Below are 18,732 nucleotides of genomic sequence, written 5' to 3'. Positions count from 1 at the left end.
GAAGCTCCCGCGACTTGTTTCTGCCAGCGCAGCAGCCAACAAGTAGCGCCATTCGGTGACGCTCAAGTCCATCCTTGGAGCGCTCTGCAGCCAGCTTCCATGCTGGCTGAAGCACCTCATATCGCTACTTATTGACTGCCGCTCCGAGAGCCTCATCGAAGAAGTGACTATTCACTTCGAAGCTCCTGCGACTTGTTTCACCAACGCAGCCGCTAATGTCGACGGTACACTTCTATCGATAGCGCTGGCTGGAGCAAGCTCGTTGCGCCATTGCTCGCTGCAGTAATCGAACCACTGAGCGCCGGATAAATCTCCTGCCATTCGCTGTTAGTTTCCAAATTCAGCGAAATAGTTCGGGAGCTGGCGCTATAGTTCAAGATCACCAGCAGCTCTTCATCGCCCTCGGTTCGAATAAAGCTCAGCACCGAGTTAGAGCCAGCTTCAAGCAAGGTGAGATCGCCGGTTTGCAACGTTGCTTCAGCATTACGTAATGCAATCATCTGCTTGTAAAAATTAAGCAGCGAGTCCGGATCCGCTTGTTGCGCTGCCACGTTATAGCTTGTCACGTTATTGGCTAAATCCCGGTACGGCGAACTTTCGGTGAATCCGCCGGTCCGGCTATCGCCTGTCCAACTCATCGGCGCCCGCAGATCCCAATCATTACCTTGGCCATTGTGGCTCATGCCAATTTCCTCGCCGTAGTAGATAAAAGGGATCCCCGGCAAGGTCAGCAGGCTGGCAACAGCCATTTTGTAGCGCGCTTCATTACCGTTGAATTGCTCCATTAAACGCGCGCCGGCAAAGCGATCATGATTAGCCAGCACCAAGGCTGTGTTGTGGATATTCGGATGAGTGAGATAGCCGTTAAGGGCAGGGTCTAGGGTGCCAGTTCTTGCTGTGTTTACCAGCGCATAGTTGAGGCCAAAACCAAAAGCCGAACCACACACCTCATCACTCGCCATCTCAAACGAATGGCTGGGAGACTCACAAACCATGTAGCGGTTCTGATACTGGCTGACGTTATCCTGAATTTGCTTGAGGATGGTGAAGGTTTCTGGATGACCTTCTAGTTGGCCATCTTCGCCCTCGACGAGGTGCGAGACGGCGTCAAAGCGAAAGCCATCAACGCCAAGGTTGAGCCAATATCGCTGCGAGTGGTAGTGGTAATCGAGCACATCTGGATTTTGCAGGTTAAAGTCCGGCATCTGATCCCAGAATATGCCGAAATAGTAAGCTCCATTGCGGCTGTGCCAAGTATCTCCCGAGCCCCAAGGTTGCGGCCAGTAAACATAGTCACTGCGCCACATGTACCAATCTCGCTTGTCTTCAATGCTATCGACTGAATCTAAAAATAATGGATTTTCAGCGGCGCTATGATTGATCACATAGTCGATGATGACGCCAATACCGCGCGCATGAGCCTCATCTAAAAAGCGTTTGAAGCTCTCGGCATCGCCATAATCCTGTTCATAGCCACGGTAATCGGTCACGGCATAACCGTGGTCTCGATCCTGGCTACTCATCGTCGGCATTAGCCAAATACCTTTGACGCCGAGTGATTCAATGTAATCGAGCTTTGCCGTTAAACCGTCAAAGTCGCCGTAGCCATCGCCATTGCTGTCGAAGTAGGAGCGAACGAAGATCTCTAAGAACACGCCTTTTCGATACCAATCGGCAGGTAAGCCAGTGTCATTGTCTTCCACTGCCACGGCGCTCATATCGAGGCTGGCACTGTTGGGGGTTGTTGGATTGCTGGGCGAAGGACTTGAGCTGGAGCCCCCGCCGCCGCATGCGGAAATTAAGGCAGCCGAAACCGCCAGAGCAACTGCGGGCAGTTGCCATGTGTTGTTGTTACCTAGCATTTTGTTACCACGTTATTTTTGTTTATACGATCAACAGTCGTTGTGCTGTTGTTTCTAGCCGTGGTTATGATTACTTAATTTAAGGAGGTTATCTATTGAGGGGGTCACAGACAGCAATTTGTAGTTACTTGCTAATACGGCCTTCATCGAGTCGCAAGGTGTAGTGATCGAACTGGCTGATACGGCTGAAGCCGCAGCTTTCATACAGGCTTTTGCCTGCATCATTGTCGGCGGCAATGGCAAGCTTTAGGGCAAGAGCGTTACTTTGACCGCCAAATTCAATGACTTTATCGAGTAGTGCTTTGGCGTAACCACTGGCGCGGTAGGCCGGATCGATAAACACATCGTTGAGGATCCACACGCGGCGCATCGATACAGAAGAGTAAGTTGGATACAACTGAGCAAAGCCCGCCGGTTGATTGGCGCTGCTCATGACCAAGAAAATGACAGATTCTTCATTCCACAGACGATCGCGAATAAACCGCTTAGCGGTTGAGAGATCGCCGTGTTGGCCATAAAATTGTCTATATTTGTCAAATAGTTCGCCAAGATCATCAATATGACTGAGATCGGCTCTGACTATTTTCATACAACAAACTCCTGTGACATCGCGCACATTTTGCGCGTATTGCTGCCATGAATCAAGTCTTTAAACAGAATGCACCGCTGGCCTTATTCGACAGTCACTGTCATTTCGATTTTCAGTCGTTTGACTCGGATCGGCAGCAAATATGGCAGCAATGTCGGCAAGTTGGCGTGAGTAATTTATTGGTCCCAGCGGTCCATACTGGCAACTGGCAGGCCGTGATTGAGCTGGCCCAAAATTATGGTGTGGTGTGTGCGCTGGGGTTGCACCCTTATTGGACTGAGCGACACCGGCAGGCTGATATTGCGCTGCTGGCAAGTCGAGTGGCGCAGCTACTGGCCGAATCCAATAGTCCACTCGTCGCAATCGGCGAATGTGGCTTGGATGCGGTTGCTGCGCCTGCGCAAATGAGCAAACAGATCGATCTGCTCAGCGAGCAGTTGGCATTGGCGCAACAGTTCGATTTACCCGTGGTGTTGCACGTACGTAAAGCCCACGCCGAGTTGCAGCAACTACTCAAGCAATTCCAAGGTATTAAGGGAGTTGTTCATGCCTTTTCGGGCAGTGTTGAACTCGGTGCAAGTTATATCCGGCTGGGGATGAAACTGGGGATTGGTGGCACCATTACTTATCCGCGGGCCAATAAAACTCGGCAAGCTGTTGCACAGTTGCCATTGGCGTCACTACTGCTGGAAACCGATGCGCCGGATATGCCGATAAATGGGCGACAAGGGCAGCGTAATTCGCCCTTGTATTTGCCTCAAGTGTTAGACCAATTGGCGGCGCTGAGAACTGAGTCAAAGAGCGATATTGCTGAGTGTCTGTGGCGCAACAGTAATGAGCTGTTTAGCCGCACCAGTTCGACTTAAACCAAGGTTGTCAGCCAATCGTTTTAAGCCAACATGCTGTGGCGATGAACACCGAACTCTGCGAGTAAGTCCCACAGTCGTTCAGGATCTGAATAGTCTTCGAGAATGTGGCAGACGCCGAGCGAGCGTAAGTTGTCTGTTTCAGCGCCGACGCCAATAAAGTGGTAGCCTAACTCACGAGAACAGCGCACATCCCAGCTGCCGTCGCCAATGTAAATCACGCTATCGAAGCGGTTAATGCCATAACATTGCGCCGCTCGCTTTTCCGCTAGTTGCATGATTTGCTGGCGCGTATGGGCATCGGATGCGGTCGCCATGGGGATGCCATCGACGGCAACGCCGCTATGCTCCAGTTTGATCAACGCGCTATCGCGCCAGCAGCCAGTTGCAATAGCCAGTGCCACACCCGCTTGTTTCAGTTGTTGGAGCATGACTGGCGCGCCTGCAAGCGGCGCAAACATTTCAGGATCGTTGGCTTGCATGGTCCGCAGGCGAATGGCGAAGTGGCATTCTGCTTCGGCGGCCAATGCCAGTGACAGCTTGTTGTTGACGAGTATTTCTTCGGTGACCGCTGAATCGGTAACATGACTGTAGTTGTGCCAGTTGGTATCAACCTCTAAGCCGGTAATGTGCTTCATGGTTGCGGCGTAGCATGCCTGATCATACTGACATGAGCGCGTCAGGGTTCCATCAACATCAAACATGACTAAATGCATGGTATAACTTCCTAGCAGTTGAAAATTCAACAAACCTTAGACTATCGATTTTGGCGTTGAAGACAAGCGCAGAAACCGAAACTTGCTAAGGTCATGAGGACAAATAGTGAAAATATGGGTAGATGCCGACGCTTGCCCCGGCGTGATTAAAGAAGTGCTGTTTCGGGCCGCGGAGCGGACGGCAACTGAGACCACCTTAGTTGCCAATCATGCCATGCGAGTGCCGGCCACTAAGTGGGTCAAGATGGTGCAGGTTGCTAGCGGCCATGATGTTGCCGATCATGAGATCGTCAGGCGCTCGGAAGCCGGTGATTTGGTGATCACCGCTGATATTCCGCTTGCGGCAGAGTTGATTGATAAGGGCGTTAAGGTGCTCAACCCTCGAGGTGAATGGTACAGTGAAGCCAATGTCAGAGCGCGCCTTAATATCCGCGATTTTATGGATACCATGCGCGCCTCTGGGGTTGCCACCGGCGGACCGCCACCCATCTCACAAACGGAACGGCGAGATTTTGCTAACCATTTGGATCGCTGGCTTGCTCAGAACAGAACCTAATCGCCATTGAGTTGGAACTTGTGCGGATGAAACCCATTTATTTGTTTGACTGGGGCAATACCCTAATGACTGATTTGCCCGGTATGACCGGCAAAATGTGTGATTGGCCGCGGATTGAAGTGATCGAAGGCGCGGAGCAGGCTTTGCGTTTTCTATCCCAGCGCGGTGATATCTACATTGCCAGTGGCGCTAAAGAATCGACGCCAGCAGATATCGAGCAGGTGTTTACCAAAGCTAATTTGGCGCACTACATTGCTGGTTACTTTTGCCCGAATGATGTCGGCTTGCAAAAAGGTTCGCCGGCTTTTTTACTGCGGATCATGATGCGTCTGAAATGCCCGCCGCACCAGATCACGGTGATCGGTGATAGTCTGCGGCGAGATGTTCAGCCAGCGAAGATTATTGGCATGAAGGCGGTCTGGTTTCGCCGCAATCAAATGGAGCAGGCGCCAGCTGATGTGTTGTCCATTGATCGGCTTGAACAGCTAACGCAGCTCCATTAATGGGCGGCAAGAGTGGGCGGCAACTAAATCCATCCCGTGGCCTAATTGCTATCGATTGATTGATGGTGGAAAATAGCGGCCCAGCCCTTGTTGCCCCTGTCATCGTCGGACGTCAACTTGAACAAAAACATTCGCCACCAGTTTCCCGCGCTTCAACAACGTATTAATGGCCAGCCGTTGGCCTATCTCGATAGTGCGGCGACCAGTCAAAAGCCAGCGCCTGTGCTGGCGGCGATTCAACATTTTTACCGCCGCGACAACGCTAACGTCCATCGGGCTGGCTATACCATTGCAGCTCGAGCAACCGAGCAATTTGAACAAGCGCGGGCCAAGGTGGCGGGCTATTTTGGCATGTCGGCCCGCAATTTGGTGTGGACCAGAGGGTGTACCGAAGCGATTAATTTTGTCGCTTATAGCTGGGCGCTTCAGCAACTAAATGCTGGCGATTTGCTGGTGGTCAGCGGCCTAGAGCACCATGCCAATTTAATTCCGTGGCAGCAGGTTTGTCGTGCTCGCAATGCTGAATTAGCCATTATTCCGGTGCTAGCCACTGGTGAATTAGATCAGCAAGCGTTCCAACAATTACTGCAGCGACGGCCGAAACTGGTGGCACTGACTCATGTGTCGAATGTGTTGGGGACTGTCAATCCGGTCGCGAACATGATCGCCTTGGCCCATCAATACGATGCCAAAGTACTGATCGATGGTGCTCAGGCAGCGGCTCATCTCACTGTTGATGTCGCTGAATTAGGCGCTGATTTTTATACCTTTTCGGGTCATAAGATGTATGGTCCAACCGGCATTGGTGGGGTTTTACTGAGCAATGACATGCTCAACCAGTGTCAGCCTTGGCAAACTGGCGGCGAGATGGTTGAAGCGGTCAGCTATGACACGGCCAGTTGGGCACAGCCTCCCCATTGTTTTGAAGCCGGCACGCCGAATATCGCAGGCGCCATTGGCTTGGCCAGTGCGGTCGCATTTCTCGAGCAATTGCCTGAGGACTGGCAGCAACAAGAAGCGGCGTTATTGGCCTATGCTCAACAGCGTTTGGCTGCCATTGATGGCATCCGCCTGATCGCAGCTCCTGCCGAGCAAGTGGCGGTGCAATCGTTCGTCAGCGACCGGATTCACCCGCAAGATCTGGCTCAGTATCTCGATCAGTTCGGCGTGGCCGTGCGTTTAGGCAAGCACTGCGCTCATCCGCTGTTGGCAGCCCTCGGGGAGCCGGTGACACTGAGGTTGTCATTGGGCTGTTACTCCAATCAACAGGATATTGATCAACTGATCGCCGCGATTGATGCGGCTCATCAAGGCGACACAGAAACCGCGGTGTCGGCAGAGAATAATCATTTGGATCTGGATGAGGCTGTTGCGGCGTTGAAAGTCGGGCAAAGCTGGCAGCAAACGCTAAGCCGTTTAATAATCGTTGGCAAGGCACTGCCAAGTGCATTGAAGGCCGAGCGAGCGCCGCAGTATTTGATCCATGATTGTGAGAGCGCGACATGGTTGCAGCTTGAGCACGGAGAATCAGGTTGGCAGTGCTTGGTCGACAGCGAGGCCAATGTGGTTCGCGGTATGCTGCATTTGCTGGCGCTCGACTTCAATCGGCTAGCTGTTGCCGAACAGCGGCAATTTGATGGCCGTGATTGGCTCGCTCAGCAGGCCTTTTTCCAACAACTGTCGATGACTCGTCAAAGTGGCATTAGTGCTGCTATCGAGCAGCTCCAGCAACAACTTAAAACCTAATCTGTTGACTTTTGCGCACTGTGTTGGCGCTGTCGTTTCGCCAGCAGTTTGTCAATACCGCGCGCTGCTGCCATCAGGCCAAAGGTAGCGGTGACCATCGTTGCTGCGCCGAAACCAGAGCTACAATCAAGCCGAATACTGCCATCTTCAGCGCTGCTGGTTTTGCTGGCGCAGACACTGCCATCAGCCTGTGGGTAGACCAACTGCTCGGTTGAATAAATGCACTCGACGCCAAATTTCCGTTTCGGATTCTTACTGAAGTTGTGCTCGCGACGCAATTGGTTGCGGATCTTAGCAAGGAGCGGATCGTGGGTGGTTTTGGCCAGATCGCCACTAGTGATTTGTCGAGGATCGGTTTGCCCGCCCGCACCACCGGAAACAATCAGCGGCAGTTTGTTGCGTTTGCAGTAGGCAATGAGTGCAGTTTTCGCGGCAATCGAATCAATCGCATCAATCACCACATCGAGGCCGTCGTGGAGTAAATCGCGTTGATTGTCGGTACTGATAAATTCAGCAATTGGATTGACCAAACAACTTGGGTTGATGGCCAGAATGCGCTCGGCCATGGCATCGACTTTGACCATGCCTTGGGTGTGGTCAAGTGCGTGAATTTGGCGGTTGGTGTTGCTGATACAAATATCATCCATATCAATCAGGGTGATTTGACCAACGCCAGAGCGAGCGAGTGCTTCAGCGGCCCAACTGCCAACACCGCCAATGCCGATCACGCAGGCATGGGCTTGAGTCAGCCATTCGAGTTGCTGTTGACCATATAAGCGGCCAATTCCGCCAAATCGCTGGGCATTGTCTGGGGTTATCATGTTGTCTCGCCTCGCCAAAAATCGCTGGCTATTATACGGAGTCGTGCGCAGTGACCCAAACAATCAGTTTTTATCTTTAATTTCGGCTAGTTGTATTATGATGATTACACATCATTGTTGAGGAGAATTGCCATGTCGGAGTTTGACGCGTTAGCACGCAAAGTTGTGAGTCTGATGGATCTGACCGCGTTAAATGACACCGACACCGATACCAGCGTGGTGGAATTGTGCCAACGAGCCAGTTCGCCGGTGGGCCAAACTGCCGCGGTGTGTGTCTGGCCGCAGTTTGTCCACATTGCCAAATACGCCTTGGCGCAAGCGGATGCGGCCGCCATTAAGGTGGCAACTGTGGTCAACTTTCCACATGGCAACAGCGACATTGCGCAAGCGGTGGCAGAAACGCAAGCGGCAATCGCGGCGGGGGCTGCCGAAGTGGACTTGGTCTATCCCTACCGACAAGCCATACAGGGCAATTTGGATATTGGCCGTGACATGGTGGGAGCCGTCAAAGCTGAATGCGGCACGAAAGTGCGACTAAAAGTGATCCTCGAAACCGGTGAATTACCGACTGACCTGATTGCTCAACTCAGCCAACAAGTGATTGCCGAAGGCGCTGATTTTATTAAAACCAGCACCGGCAAAGTGCCCGTGAATGCAACCCTCGAAGCGGCCCGTATTATGCTCGAAGCGATCCGCCGTAGCGGTGGCAGTTGCGGTTTTAAAGCTGCAGGCGGTATTCGTACCCTCGAGCAAGCCGATGCTTATTTAGAGTTGGCCGAGCAAATTTGTGGTCGCAGTTGGGTGGTCAGTAGTCACTTCCGGTTTGGCGCTTCTGGCTTGTTAGATGATGTCTTGCGCCATTGCGGCGACTCCAACATTCATAGTATTCCATCTGGCTATTAGTGCATTGTGATGCCTCGCGCGGTATTACTCGTCCTTGATTCCCGAGGTATTGCGACGGCATGTGCCAATGGTCAGGCCGACGATGCCGAGCGCCGCGGACCGTAGCAGCCATGGCAAAGCAGCCCTTGTGTTGTGCGAAATATCTCACAACACTGTGCGACTTATCAGTGTTGCTGTGCATTAAATTTCTCGTTAACGTTTATTAACTTGTTGAATTTATGTTGTTATATCGTTGTTACTGCTTACCAATTCAGCCTTAGTTAATTTTTTTTATTTTGCTGACATTGTCCTTTTGGGGCATCGGCGTAAATTAGCAACTGTTGGCAGGACGCTGACACAGGGAATCAAGACTAGGATGGTCTGCAGGAAGCACTAGGAAGTAGATGGCATCAGGAAGATGCTTTGAAAGGACTCTGGACACGTACAAGGAGTACGAGGAACGTTCAAGGAAGAGCGAAGCAAAGGAATGTGTAAGGGATTTCTCTAGCAAACGGAAACTTGCACAATGCTACTCGGCCCCGAACCTGTAAAAGGTTTGGGGCCTTTCTTTTTATGGCTTGCTATGAATAAGTCAATTCGGTTGTTTTCAGCCTCTCTCAGAATTACCAAAACGCACCATGCCTTTGTGCGAAATATCTCACAACAATGTGCGATTTATCAGGGTTATTACGCATAAATTTTCTCAACAACTTTTATTAACTTATTGAATTTAAATTGTTATATGTTTGTTGCTGTTTATAAATTCAGCCATCGTGAATATTTTTTATTTTGCTGACATTGTCCTTTTGGGGCATCGGCGTAAATTAGCAAGTGTTGGCAGGACGCTGACACAGGGATTCAAGACTAGGATGGTCTGCAGGAAGCACTAGGAAGTAGATGGCATCAGGAAGATGCTTTGAAAGGACTCTGGACACGTACAAGGAGTACGAGGAACGTTCAAGGAAGAGCGAAGCAAAGGAATGTGTAAGGGATTTCTCTAGCAAACGGAAACTTGCACAATGCTACTCGGCCCCGAACCTGTAAAAGGTTTGGGGCCTTTCTTTTGGGCGCTCGCAATGGGCGCCACTCCATTGTCGGCAACAACGCAAGCAGATATTTGCCATCTCTTTGTGAGATATCTCTTACAAAGCGTGTGAGTGATATCACCAATGACTTGCTTGTTATTTGTTCTTGTTTTAATAAATGTCTATTTATTACAGGGTGTTACTTGTTTTTATGATTTGTTTCAATTTGGTGTCTGAGAAATTAAGCGGAATGAAACAATTGTTCTAAATCAATAATGCTGTATCTTTATTCCTCGTTGGCAGGACGCTAACTAGGACGCAGGCTGAGGATAGCCAGCAGGAAGCACGGAACGAGATGGCTCTGGATAGAGCTTTGAATGGATGCTGGACGATCTGGGATTGATCAGGAACGATTCAGGGACGGACATCGCAACGGAATGTAAGAGGGAACGACTCGCAAACAGGAACTTGCAATCGATGTAAATAGCCCCGGCACGAATGTGTCGGGGCTTTCTTTTTTGTTGCGCTATTTCGCTTTGGTGTTGTGGATGCTTCGGCTATTACTGATCGCCCAGTATTTTAATATCGCGATGCAGCTTTATCGCAGTTAAACAATGACGATTTACTATTTAGAGATGACTCAACCGGCGTCGTTGCAGGCTAAACCTGCGCCTTCCATAGATGCTCAGGTGATCGAGTGTCAGCAGCGGCAATTTGAGCTGAACCGATTTTTCTATCAGTACGTCGGTGCTGCTTGGCAGTGGTTTGATAAAGCGAGTTGGAGCGATCAGCAGTGGCGCGATTACGCGCACCGTGATCAGCTACGACTCTTTATGTTGCTTTGGCAAGGAACGCCGGCTGGTTATTTTGAGCTAGAGAAGCAAGCCGATGGTAGCGTGCAAATTGCTTACTTTGGTGTTGCACCTGATTTTCTCGATCGAAAGCTTGGTGGCTACTTGTTGAGCCAAGCGATTGAACAAGCTTGGCAATGGCAGGCAACCAGAGTATGGGTTCATACTTGCGATCTAGATCATCCGCATGCACTGAAAAACTACCAAGCTCGGGGCATGGTGATTTATCGAACTGAGCCTGATTAGTCGCTAGAGCCTGTTTGGTCAGCGGAAGATGCTGGTTTGACTGGTTCTTTATAGACCCGCTCTTGACTGCGGATCCGAGTGGCCGCTCGGATGCCTCGGCGAATACTGCCCGAAAATAGGAATCCGGCCAGTGCAGCTAGGATCAACGCCAATCGCATTTGATCGTCCAATTGCCTCATTTGATCGCGAGTATCGTGCTGTAAAGCTGCATATGACAGCGTCAATTGCATGAAGCCAACGACTTCACCCTGATCGTAGATAGACGTTACTCGGCTACTGAGTTGTTCGGCGTGATCGGTGGTGGTCAGCTCAGGCAAACGCTCTCTGAGTGACACATAATTATCATTGGTGGCGAGCAGCAAACCTTGGTTGTCATAAACCGCAACGTCATAAATCGCCGGATTCTGGATCAAGACATTGGCCATATCTGCCAGCGCGCTATCGTCCTGATTGCGCATTGCGGGCAGGGCGGCTGCGGCGCTTTGCTCAACAATGGCGCGGGTCAGGCTGCGTGATTGGGACATTAACATGTCATGCCGCCCCAACTGGTAAACCCGCATGATCTGAAACACCACCAACAGCAAGACAATCGCCAATAGCAGCTGAATAAAGCGGCTACGGCGTCTTGGTGACAAGCGAATAGTAGATTGAGCCATAGTGTCCAAATCTTAAAGGTTTACGCACATTGTTAAGCCTACTACCATATCGCCACTGAATAAAACATCTTCTGTGGAGTTAGCTTTTGAACTTCTGTCATCAGATCATCATCGATCCGAGTAAACAAACTCAATCTGCATATTTAACGGCGCTTATCGAGCAGTATAAACCCTGCGCTGTGACCGCGTGCGACGCCAGCCAACTGACCATTGTTAGCCAAGCTGAGCACCAAGGCGCGACGCCGTTAGCTGCGCCATTAGCGCAAGAGCAATGTCGGTTGGTGATTCAGGGGCTGCTTAACGTTCAGGATTTGGCTGAAATTATCGCTTTGATCGCAGTGGATGTCGTGCGTAGCGATTGCCTCGCGAGCCTGTATCAGCCAGCGAGCATGGGCGCATTGGTACTTGGTTTGGCGGCGGTGCCAGATGATTTGCAAGCACTGGCCGATTTGGCCGCTGAACGCTTGTGGGAATTTAACCTCTTAACGGATGCGCCCTCAGTTGAGCAACCCGGGTTACTGCTGATGGATATGGACTCAACAGCCATTGAGATTGAGTGCATTGACGAAATTGCGAAATTAGCAGGTGTCGGAGAGCAAGTTGCTGAAGTGACCGAGCTGGCCATGCAAGGTAAGCTCGATTTTGCCGAAAGTCTGCGAGCTCGAGTAGCGACCTTAACCGATGCCGATGAAGCCATTCTGGCTGAGGTGCGTGAGCAGTTACCCATGTCGCCTGGGTTACCGGAGCTAGTGACTGCTCTGCGTCAGAAAAACTGGCGGGTGGCGATTGCTTCTGGTGGTTTTACCTATTTTGCCGATTACCTGAAAGATACGTTACCGCTGGATGCGGCGGTCTCCAATGTGTTGGAAATCATCGATGGCAAGCTCACCGGCAAGGTACTTGGCGACATTGTCGACGCCCAACGCAAAGCCGATACGCTGGTTGCGCTAGCACAGCAGTTTGATATCCCACCATCACAAACTGTTGCCGCTGGCGATGGTGCCAATGATTTGGTCATGATGGCGGCGGCGGCATTGGGTGTGGCTTATCATGCAAAACCCGTGGTTGCGGCTAAAGCCACAACCGCCCTGAAATACCACGGCCTTGAAGGCATTTATTACCTACTGGCAAGTAGCAACAGCTAACTCGCTTCTTTGGCATTCTGGACAGACTGATGCAGGCCTGTCCGAATCAACATCTCGTCGGTGATGTCGATGATCTCGCCAATTCCCATGATTGAGGCCAGCTCTTTTTCAAGGGCTTGCGCCTTGTGGGTGGCGTAGTCACTGATGTAGTGCAGCTCTTTATTAATCGACATCATGTCTGGGTTGCCGTAGCGCGACAGGGTCAGGCGCAGGGCAAATAAATCAGATTTTTTCTTCGCCGCTTCGATAAATGCGCGGATCTGCTCTGGCTCGGTGTTGTTCATCACGTATAAGCAGTCAATCTGGTTGATGTCGCCTTTGTAGTTTCGTACCGCCGCGACTAAACATTCGACGTAGCAAATATCGCCACCCTCTTGGAGCACTCGAAGCGGTCGCAGCATGGTCTGATTGAAACGCTCGCCACGCTGTAAAAACGTTAGATTGACACCTTCGGCAAATTTCGCTTCGGTTTGGCCAAATAGCTGCTGGAGAAAGCTGACGAGGCCGTTGTCATCATTGCTGCTGGCGATATGGCTGATGCCGATTTTTTTATCCACTCGGCTAACAAACATGGCTGGGTGCGGTAACGTTGGCACCAACATGTTGCGCAAGCTACTGACATACTCTGGCAGCGCGAGATTCTCGGCTGCACGTTTGAGTTTTTTGTCATTGGTTTTGAGCAACTGCTTGAGAAATGGCACCACGGTTGGATGCACCGTGTCCGAGTTGATCCGCATGCTGATCAAGGTTTGCGATTGGTTCATCGCCACCACTCGGTAGGGCACTTCCATCAGCTTCACTTTGCTGTTGAGCTTTTGCAGTTGCGGCAGCGAGATTGAGATTGGATCGCCAATTGCCAACGGCAGAGGTTTTTTCAGCTGCACTTGCAAGCCTTTCCCAGATAAATTCAAGGTAGTGCCGGTGGCGGCTCGCTCGGCTATTTTGGCATCGATTGGCGTGCGGTATAGGTAACGAACTTCGCTGCGTTGATGACGAAACTCAAAGGCTTCTTCATGCACCGCTGTTTTACCTGTAGCAATTTGGAAACGTTTCAGGTCATTGGGATTTTGGTCGGCAGCACTGTAGTTGCTTCGATAACAATTGGTGCCGGTCCGGCTGGTGACATCAAATAGGTAAATCACGCCTTTTAGCGGTTTTAGCCTTGAGCGGGTCGCTCGATCCATTGGCTCGTGCTTGTATTCTGGCAAGTCATCGGGGAGCGACAAAGGTCGCTCGGCATCGTCGACCGATAAGGTGTGAATTGAGGCAGAGAATACCCGCCAGCTATCGCGGTGGCTGGCGAAACCAAAAAATAAGTCAATCAGCCCTTCTTTGACTAATTGCTGGTGGCTGGCTACGTAATAATGCAGTTTGCCGCCGGATAAGTGGTTAAAGCAATAAAATAACGTGGATTGGCCGCTGCGTGCATTAGCAGCCATTTCTCTCAGGCGAGACGGCGTGAACACATCACCAAGCCAGACATTGCCATCAAGCCCGCGCCAGAAATCGAAAATAGCGCTATTGGCCTCGCTGCGCAGGGCTACTTGCGGTTCTAAGCCGTTATCACCTAAACCAATGAGTACCGGCACTGCCGACATTTGGCGAAAGTAAGCATCTTCGAAACCACGCGCTCTGACGGATTCGACCGATGCATCGGTATCTACGGTCAGGCGTTTGTGTTGGGCTTCAAAATAGCGCTGAATGCGCTCACTTAGTAAGGAGTCATTGTCGATCCGTTGCAGCCGCAACCACTTGTATAAGTTGTTCTGCTTATGAATCCCCAATAAACGATAAGTGGCTTGCCAATGGCCGCCTTGATGATCATCACGGGCGCGCATGAAGCTGAGATCGACGGTGATTTGCGCTTTCTCGATGAGGTAGATGTGAGCATCTACCCGCAGTTTCATTCCTTGGATAGAGAAGTCAGAGATTGACGCTTCGATTTCACGGTCCGCAGGCAGGGTGGCGGTCACTTTGGCAGATAATATCAACCGCTCTGACTGACGTTTGACCGACTTACCCAAATGCAGCAGCGGCAAGTTATACATGGCACTGGCGACGCTTTGCTGATCGTCAGCTTGCTCTTCTGCAACTGCCGATACCTGCATTTTGGAGGCTGCGCGGAGCGCTTTGTCTTTTTCAATGACCGCCTCATAAACTCCCATGGTATAGCGGCCAAATATCTTCATTTGGGCATCAAACACCGCTTGAGTAGGGCTATCTAAGTAATGGGTGATACTACCAGCTTTGACTTCTCGGAAAGATTCGCCCGCACGACTGCGCACGTCGATGACCCGAATGCAAGGTTCGGCCAGCCGCTTTAATTCCATTTTGATGAAAAACTGTTTCTTAGTCGGCTCTGAGCGCAGAAATCGAGCAAGCAAATCCTCAAAGTCAGGCTCTTTGACCAAGGGCTTCAGTTGCTCAATCAAGGGGCGGTAATCTTCAATATTCATCCAGCAAAGCCCTGCTTGGGGGCAGGTGTCAATTAATTGTTGTGCATTGATAAGTTAAGCACTTAGTATGCCAGCATCATAGCGGAGATGACACATGGCGAAAACCAAGACGGCTTACGTTTGTACCGAATGTGGTGCTGATTTTCCTCGTTGGCAAGGCCAATGTAGCGAATGTAACGAGTGGAATACGATTTCTGAAGTGCGGCTGGGCTCGACTAAAAGCCGAACCAGTACCAGTGGTCGCCAAGGCTATGCTGGTGCTACTGCCGCTAAGGTGCAAACCTTGGCCGAGATCGATTTGCAGCAGGTACCTCGCTTTAGCAGTGGTTTTAAGGAATTAGATCGGGTGCTTGGCGGCGGTGTGGTGCCGGGATCAGCGATTTTGATTGGCGGTAGCCCAGGGGCCGGTAAAAGTACGTTGCTGCTGCAAGTTATGTGTCACTTGGCGAGTGGTCGTAAAGCCCTCTATGTCACCGGTGAAGAGTCGTTGCAGCAAGTGGCGATGCGTGCTACCCGCTTGGGTTTACCAAGTGATAAATTGCGGATGTTGGCGGAAACCAATGTTGCTGATATTTGTGCTTTGGCCGATAGCGAAAAGCCCGAAATCATGGTGATTGATTCGATTCAAGTGATGCATTTGGATGACATTCAATCGGCCCCCGGTAGCGTGTCGCAAGTCCGCGAGTCGGCGGCTCATTTGACACGTTTCGCTAAGCAATCTGGCGTGGCCATTATTATGGTCGGGCATGTCACCAAAGATGGCTCTTTGGCCGGTCCTAAGGTGCTCGAACATTGTATTGATTGCGCCATCATGCTGGATGGCTCTGCCGATAGCCGTTTTCGCACCCTGCGCGGCACCAAAAACCGCTTTGGCGCGGTCAATGAACTCGGCGTGTTTGCCATGACCGGACAAGGGCTGAAAGAGGTGTCGAACCCGTCGGCGATATTCTTATCGCGTGCCGAAGAACAGTCGGCAGGTAGCGTTGTGATGGTGGTTTGGGAAGGCACTAGGCCGCTGCTGGTAGAAATTCAAGCGTTGGCAGATAGCTCACAGCTTGCCAACCCGCGGCGAGTCTCGGTGGGTTTGGAGCAAAATCGCTTGGCAATGTTGCTAGCTGTGATGCACCGGCATGGTGGTCTGCAAATGGCCGATCAGGATGTTTTCGTCAATGTCGTTGGCGGTGTTCGGGTCGCCGAAACTGGTGCCGATTTGGCCTTGTTATTGGCATTGGTGTCGAGCTTTCGCGATCGCGTGCTACCCCACGATTGGGTGGTGTTCGGTGAAGTCGGTTTGTCTGGGGAAATTCGCCCAGTAACCAATGGTATCGAGCGAATTCAAGAAGCGGCCAAACACGGCTTCAAAAAAGCCATCGTGCCGCTGGCCAATGCGCCCAAACAACCTATTTCAGGGATTGAAGTGGTCGCCGTGAAAAATTTGTCGGACGCGTTGGAGCAAATCTAACTTTGATTAATGCCCGTGATCATCAACGCTAGAGTTGTCGTCGGAAATGGGCGGCACCAGAAAATCATCATCATGGGTTTCTGGTAACGGTGGATTTTTGTAAACGACCCCTTCACCATCCACTGTCGTTAATGTGTAAGTGCCATCTTCGGTAGCAATTGAGCCGTAGGTGCCATTTGGCCCTTGGGTCACGATGACCGGATAACTGTGGTCTCCGCCGACAGTTTGGCCTTGCCAAGAGTAATCGCCATTGTCATTAAGTGTTTCTGAGGTGACTTCTACTGTGATCACTTCGCCCGCTTCGCTCAGTGGTAGCTCAATCACATCGCCAATACTGATTTCACTCTCCATTGACGACGATATGGTGACTAACTGAAAGCTTGGTGCCGCAGCAATTTCATCTGGAATCGCAATGTCATAATTATCATGGGCTTGCCAAGGCTGGGCGACAGAATCTAAGGCCTGCGCTGATGTCTCGAGTGCAGTTGCATCTTGTGGATCGATAAGTTGAATCGGCTTCACTGTTGTTGCTGGTTCGAGTGGAGCGAGCGGCTTAAAGCTGCCGTCAGGTGAATCTGTGGCTGATTGCGATTGGCTGCTCCTCGGTTGAGAGCTTGCCGCAGCTTGCTCGTCGCCGGTCATTAGGTAGCTAACCGCGAAACCTACCGCTAAAACGATTGGCAAAATAATCAGTACAGCGCGTTTCATAGGGCGTCCTCAAACAAAAAAGGCTGAGAGCGAACTCTCAGCCAATCGTTTTTATAACTCAATACACAATAGCAAAATTAGGCTTTTGCGTTGATATAGTTCTGTTTGGCTTCTTCAACGACAGCTTTTTGAGCAACTACGGCATCTTTGGCCGTATTAAAAGCTGTTACTGCCGCATTGTAAGCGTTAAGTGCCGCTTGATACGCAGGTGTCACAGCATTCAGTTGCTGGGCGGTATCGTTGACCAATTGAGTGGCAGCGTTGTACGAATCAGTGTGCTTTTGAACTTTCGCCAACAATTTTTGTTGATAGCTCAGGCTTTCACCTGATGAAGCGTTGTATTGGGCTGTCGCAACGTTGACCTTGTCGAGAAACTTTTGCTGTTGATTGAGCGCAGATTGATATGCTTTCAACGCAGTTTTATAGACCAAATGAGCTTCTTTATACGGCGTTTTGGCAGCCAGCAATTCCTGCTTTTTTTGATCTTTGACTAGTTTCAATGCCGCCAAGGTTTCTTTTTCTTGGATAAAAATTTGCTTCAACTGCTCTGGTGAACCAGCCGGTGGTGGTGGCGTGTCGCCTCCATTATCTGAGCCTCCGTCAGACGTTGATGCTGTATAAGCGGCAATTTGTGGTGCAGTGACTTCAATTGCGGCAACTGCATCTGCAGCGCCCGATTGGTTTTTCGGAATACCACATGGTGAGCCATAGCAGTCTAAATCTGGATTAGAGAAGTTGTAGGCTTTGCGTGTGCTATTTCCGAAAACCCAGGCATACCCCATGATGGTCGCGAAGTCGTTGGCCTTACCATGACCCCAAGCCCAAGTGTAAGTACCACCGCGAGCATCTTGCAGCGATGAATGAGTCAGGCCCATGTTGTGGCCTAATTCGTGAGATGTGACCCAATCAGCACAGGGGCCATCGAGTCCAACAACACTCATGGCCGTTTCACGCCAGACCTTGTTGCTGAAGTCACCATCGGTACCGTTGCCACCAATCCAAGCGATACCACAGACGCCGTCATGGGCTGCTAGGTACGGGCGCATCAAAATGACCATATCGGCGCCATGCTGGTCTCTTAGATTATCAACGGCATTGAAGGCACTGCCACGATTGCATTCATTATGGCTTTGAAAGCGAGTTAAATCGCAGGTTAACTCTTCGAGCGCGGTTTGCGGATGGTTGTTATCGGTGTAGTTAATGTGTTGGCTATGGACCAAGCGTAGTTGCAAGTTCAAGTCGCTATCGCTGTAGACTTGGTTGGTGACATTCACTACTTGATTGATACGGGATTCGACGCCGGCACCATAACGCGCGGTTACGCCATCGGTGTAAAGTACTAAGACATCAATGGTGGTAGCAAAAGCTGATGAAGAAAAAGCGATTGTTGCTGCGGCGGCACATGAACACAAGCGTGCCAGTTTGGTCATTGGTTTGCCCATCACGGGTGCTCCTAAACTTTACGTAGCAACCGTTCCGTGGTTATCCAATATTGGCGCGCGTCCATTAAAGTTAGGTTTTACTCAACGTCTCTATGAGTAAAAGTGATAGAGATGTTAAGGAACTGTTTCAGCAAATGCAAATTGGGTTTGGCACACGATGAGCGAGCTCCAATCATGATAAGAAAGCTAATTGATTGTTT

Annotated in this window: 16 protein-coding genes; 8 read left to right on the top strand and 8 right to left on the bottom strand. The window is 50.7% G+C overall.

Annotation, left to right across the window (positions count from 1 at the left end):
- Positions 1–212: 212 nt before the first annotated feature.
- Both IC617_RS13200 and IC617_RS13195 read right to left on the bottom strand, forming a co-directional pair.
- Positions 213–1,862, bottom strand: coding sequence for an alpha-amylase family glycosyl hydrolase (locus tag IC617_RS13200; RefSeq protein WP_191145460.1), 1,650 nt, complete (start codon positions 1,860–1,862; stop codon positions 213–215).
- A gap of 124 nt (positions 1,863–1,986) precedes the next feature.
- On the bottom strand, positions 1,987–2,451 hold the full coding sequence (locus tag IC617_RS13195; protein ID WP_191145459.1) for a GNAT family N-acetyltransferase: 465 nt from the start codon (positions 2,449–2,451) through the stop codon (positions 1,987–1,989).
- A 47-nt stretch (positions 2,452–2,498) separates the two neighbouring features.
- Here IC617_RS13195 and IC617_RS13190 point away from each other — a divergent pair, with 47 nt between their 5' ends.
- A complete protein-coding gene (locus IC617_RS13190; protein WP_191145458.1) occupies positions 2,499–3,317 on the top strand; it encodes a TatD family hydrolase in 819 nt (272 codons plus the stop codon).
- Between the two features lie 23 nt (positions 3,318–3,340).
- Here IC617_RS13190 and IC617_RS13185 read toward each other — a convergent pair whose 3' ends face one another.
- Positions 3,341–4,033, bottom strand: coding sequence for an HAD family hydrolase (locus IC617_RS13185; RefSeq protein WP_191145457.1), 693 nt, complete (start codon positions 4,031–4,033; stop codon positions 3,341–3,343).
- Between the two features lie 106 nt (positions 4,034–4,139).
- Between IC617_RS13185 and IC617_RS13180 the strand changes: the two genes are divergently transcribed.
- The 3 genes from IC617_RS13180 to IC617_RS13170 all read left to right on the top strand — a co-directional run bounded on the left by IC617_RS13180 (position 4,140) and on the right by IC617_RS13170 (position 6,838).
- Entirely contained in the window at positions 4,140–4,589 is a 450-nt protein-coding gene (locus IC617_RS13180) for a YaiI/YqxD family protein (protein ID WP_191145456.1), read from the top strand.
- Positions 4,590–4,615: 26 nt separating this feature from the next.
- Positions 4,616–5,092 carry an HAD family hydrolase gene (locus IC617_RS13175; protein WP_191145455.1) on the top strand — a complete coding sequence of 159 codons (477 nt, stop codon included), beginning with the start codon at positions 4,616–4,618 and terminating at the stop codon, positions 5,090–5,092.
- Between the two features lie 117 nt (positions 5,093–5,209).
- A complete protein-coding gene (locus tag IC617_RS13170) occupies positions 5,210–6,838 on the top strand; it encodes a SufS family cysteine desulfurase (RefSeq protein ID WP_224745997.1) in 1,629 nt (542 codons plus the stop codon).
- Here IC617_RS13170 and tcdA read toward each other — a convergent pair.
- Positions 6,835–7,659, bottom strand: coding sequence for a tRNA cyclic N6-threonylcarbamoyladenosine(37) synthase TcdA (gene tcdA, locus IC617_RS13165; RefSeq protein WP_191145453.1), 825 nt, complete (start codon positions 7,657–7,659; stop codon positions 6,835–6,837). The two genes, IC617_RS13170 and tcdA, sit on opposite strands and share 4 nt — an antisense overlap.
- Positions 7,660–7,791: 132 nt before the next feature.
- Between tcdA and deoC the strand changes: the two genes are divergently transcribed.
- Together deoC and IC617_RS13155 are read left to right on the top strand one after the other, a co-directional pair.
- Positions 7,792–8,562, top strand: coding sequence for a deoxyribose-phosphate aldolase (gene deoC, locus IC617_RS13160; protein WP_191145452.1), 771 nt, complete (start codon positions 7,792–7,794; stop codon positions 8,560–8,562).
- Positions 8,563–10,180: 1,618 nt separating this feature from the next.
- Positions 10,181–10,663, top strand: a complete 483-nt coding sequence (locus IC617_RS13155) for a GNAT family N-acetyltransferase (RefSeq protein WP_191145451.1) — start codon at positions 10,181–10,183, stop codon at positions 10,661–10,663.
- On the opposite strand, the gene IC617_RS13150 is transcribed toward IC617_RS13155, so the two are convergent.
- Entirely contained in the window at positions 10,660–11,319 is a 660-nt protein-coding gene (locus IC617_RS13150; RefSeq protein ID WP_191145450.1) for an AhpA/YtjB family protein, read from the bottom strand. The two genes, IC617_RS13155 and IC617_RS13150, sit on opposite strands and share 4 nt — an antisense overlap.
- Positions 11,320–11,405: 86 nt before the next feature.
- Between IC617_RS13150 and serB the strand changes: the two genes are divergently transcribed.
- Entirely contained in the window at positions 11,406–12,464 is a 1,059-nt protein-coding gene (gene serB / locus IC617_RS13145) for a phosphoserine phosphatase SerB (RefSeq protein ID WP_224745996.1), read from the top strand.
- On the opposite strand, the gene IC617_RS13140 is transcribed toward serB, so the two are convergent.
- Complete coding sequence (locus IC617_RS13140) at positions 12,461–14,920, bottom strand: PilZ domain-containing protein (protein ID WP_191145449.1); 2,460 nt, start codon at positions 14,918–14,920, stop codon at positions 12,461–12,463. The genes serB and IC617_RS13140 overlap by 4 nt on opposite strands.
- A 94-nt stretch (positions 14,921–15,014) precedes the next feature.
- On the opposite strand from IC617_RS13140, the gene radA reads away from it, so the two are divergent.
- The gene (gene radA / locus IC617_RS13135; RefSeq protein WP_191145448.1) at positions 15,015–16,382 is read left to right on the top strand and encodes a DNA repair protein RadA; all 1,368 of its coding nucleotides are present in this window, start codon (positions 15,015–15,017) and stop codon (positions 16,380–16,382) included.
- Positions 16,383–16,388: 6 nt separating this feature from the next.
- Here radA and IC617_RS13130 read toward each other — a convergent pair whose 3' ends face one another.
- Together IC617_RS13130 and IC617_RS13125 are read right to left on the bottom strand one after the other, a co-directional pair.
- Positions 16,389–17,090 (bottom strand): protease inhibitor BamI-like protein, encoded by a 702-nt coding sequence (locus tag IC617_RS13130; RefSeq protein WP_191145447.1) that lies wholly within the window; start codon positions 17,088–17,090, stop codon positions 16,389–16,391.
- Between the two features lie 77 nt (positions 17,091–17,167).
- Positions 17,168–18,532, bottom strand: a complete 1,365-nt coding sequence (locus IC617_RS13125) for a reprolysin-like metallopeptidase (RefSeq protein WP_191145446.1) — start codon at positions 18,530–18,532, stop codon at positions 17,168–17,170.
- Between the last annotated feature and the right edge of the window lie 200 nt (positions 18,533–18,732).

Origin of the sequence: Neiella litorisoli (genome assembly GCF_014773395.1) — a bacterium.
Taxonomy (GTDB): domain Bacteria; phylum Pseudomonadota; class Gammaproteobacteria; order Enterobacterales; family Neiellaceae; genus Neiella; species Neiella litorisoli.
Note: the sequence above shows the minus strand (reverse complement) of the source record. Positions and strands in the feature narration are given on the sequence as shown.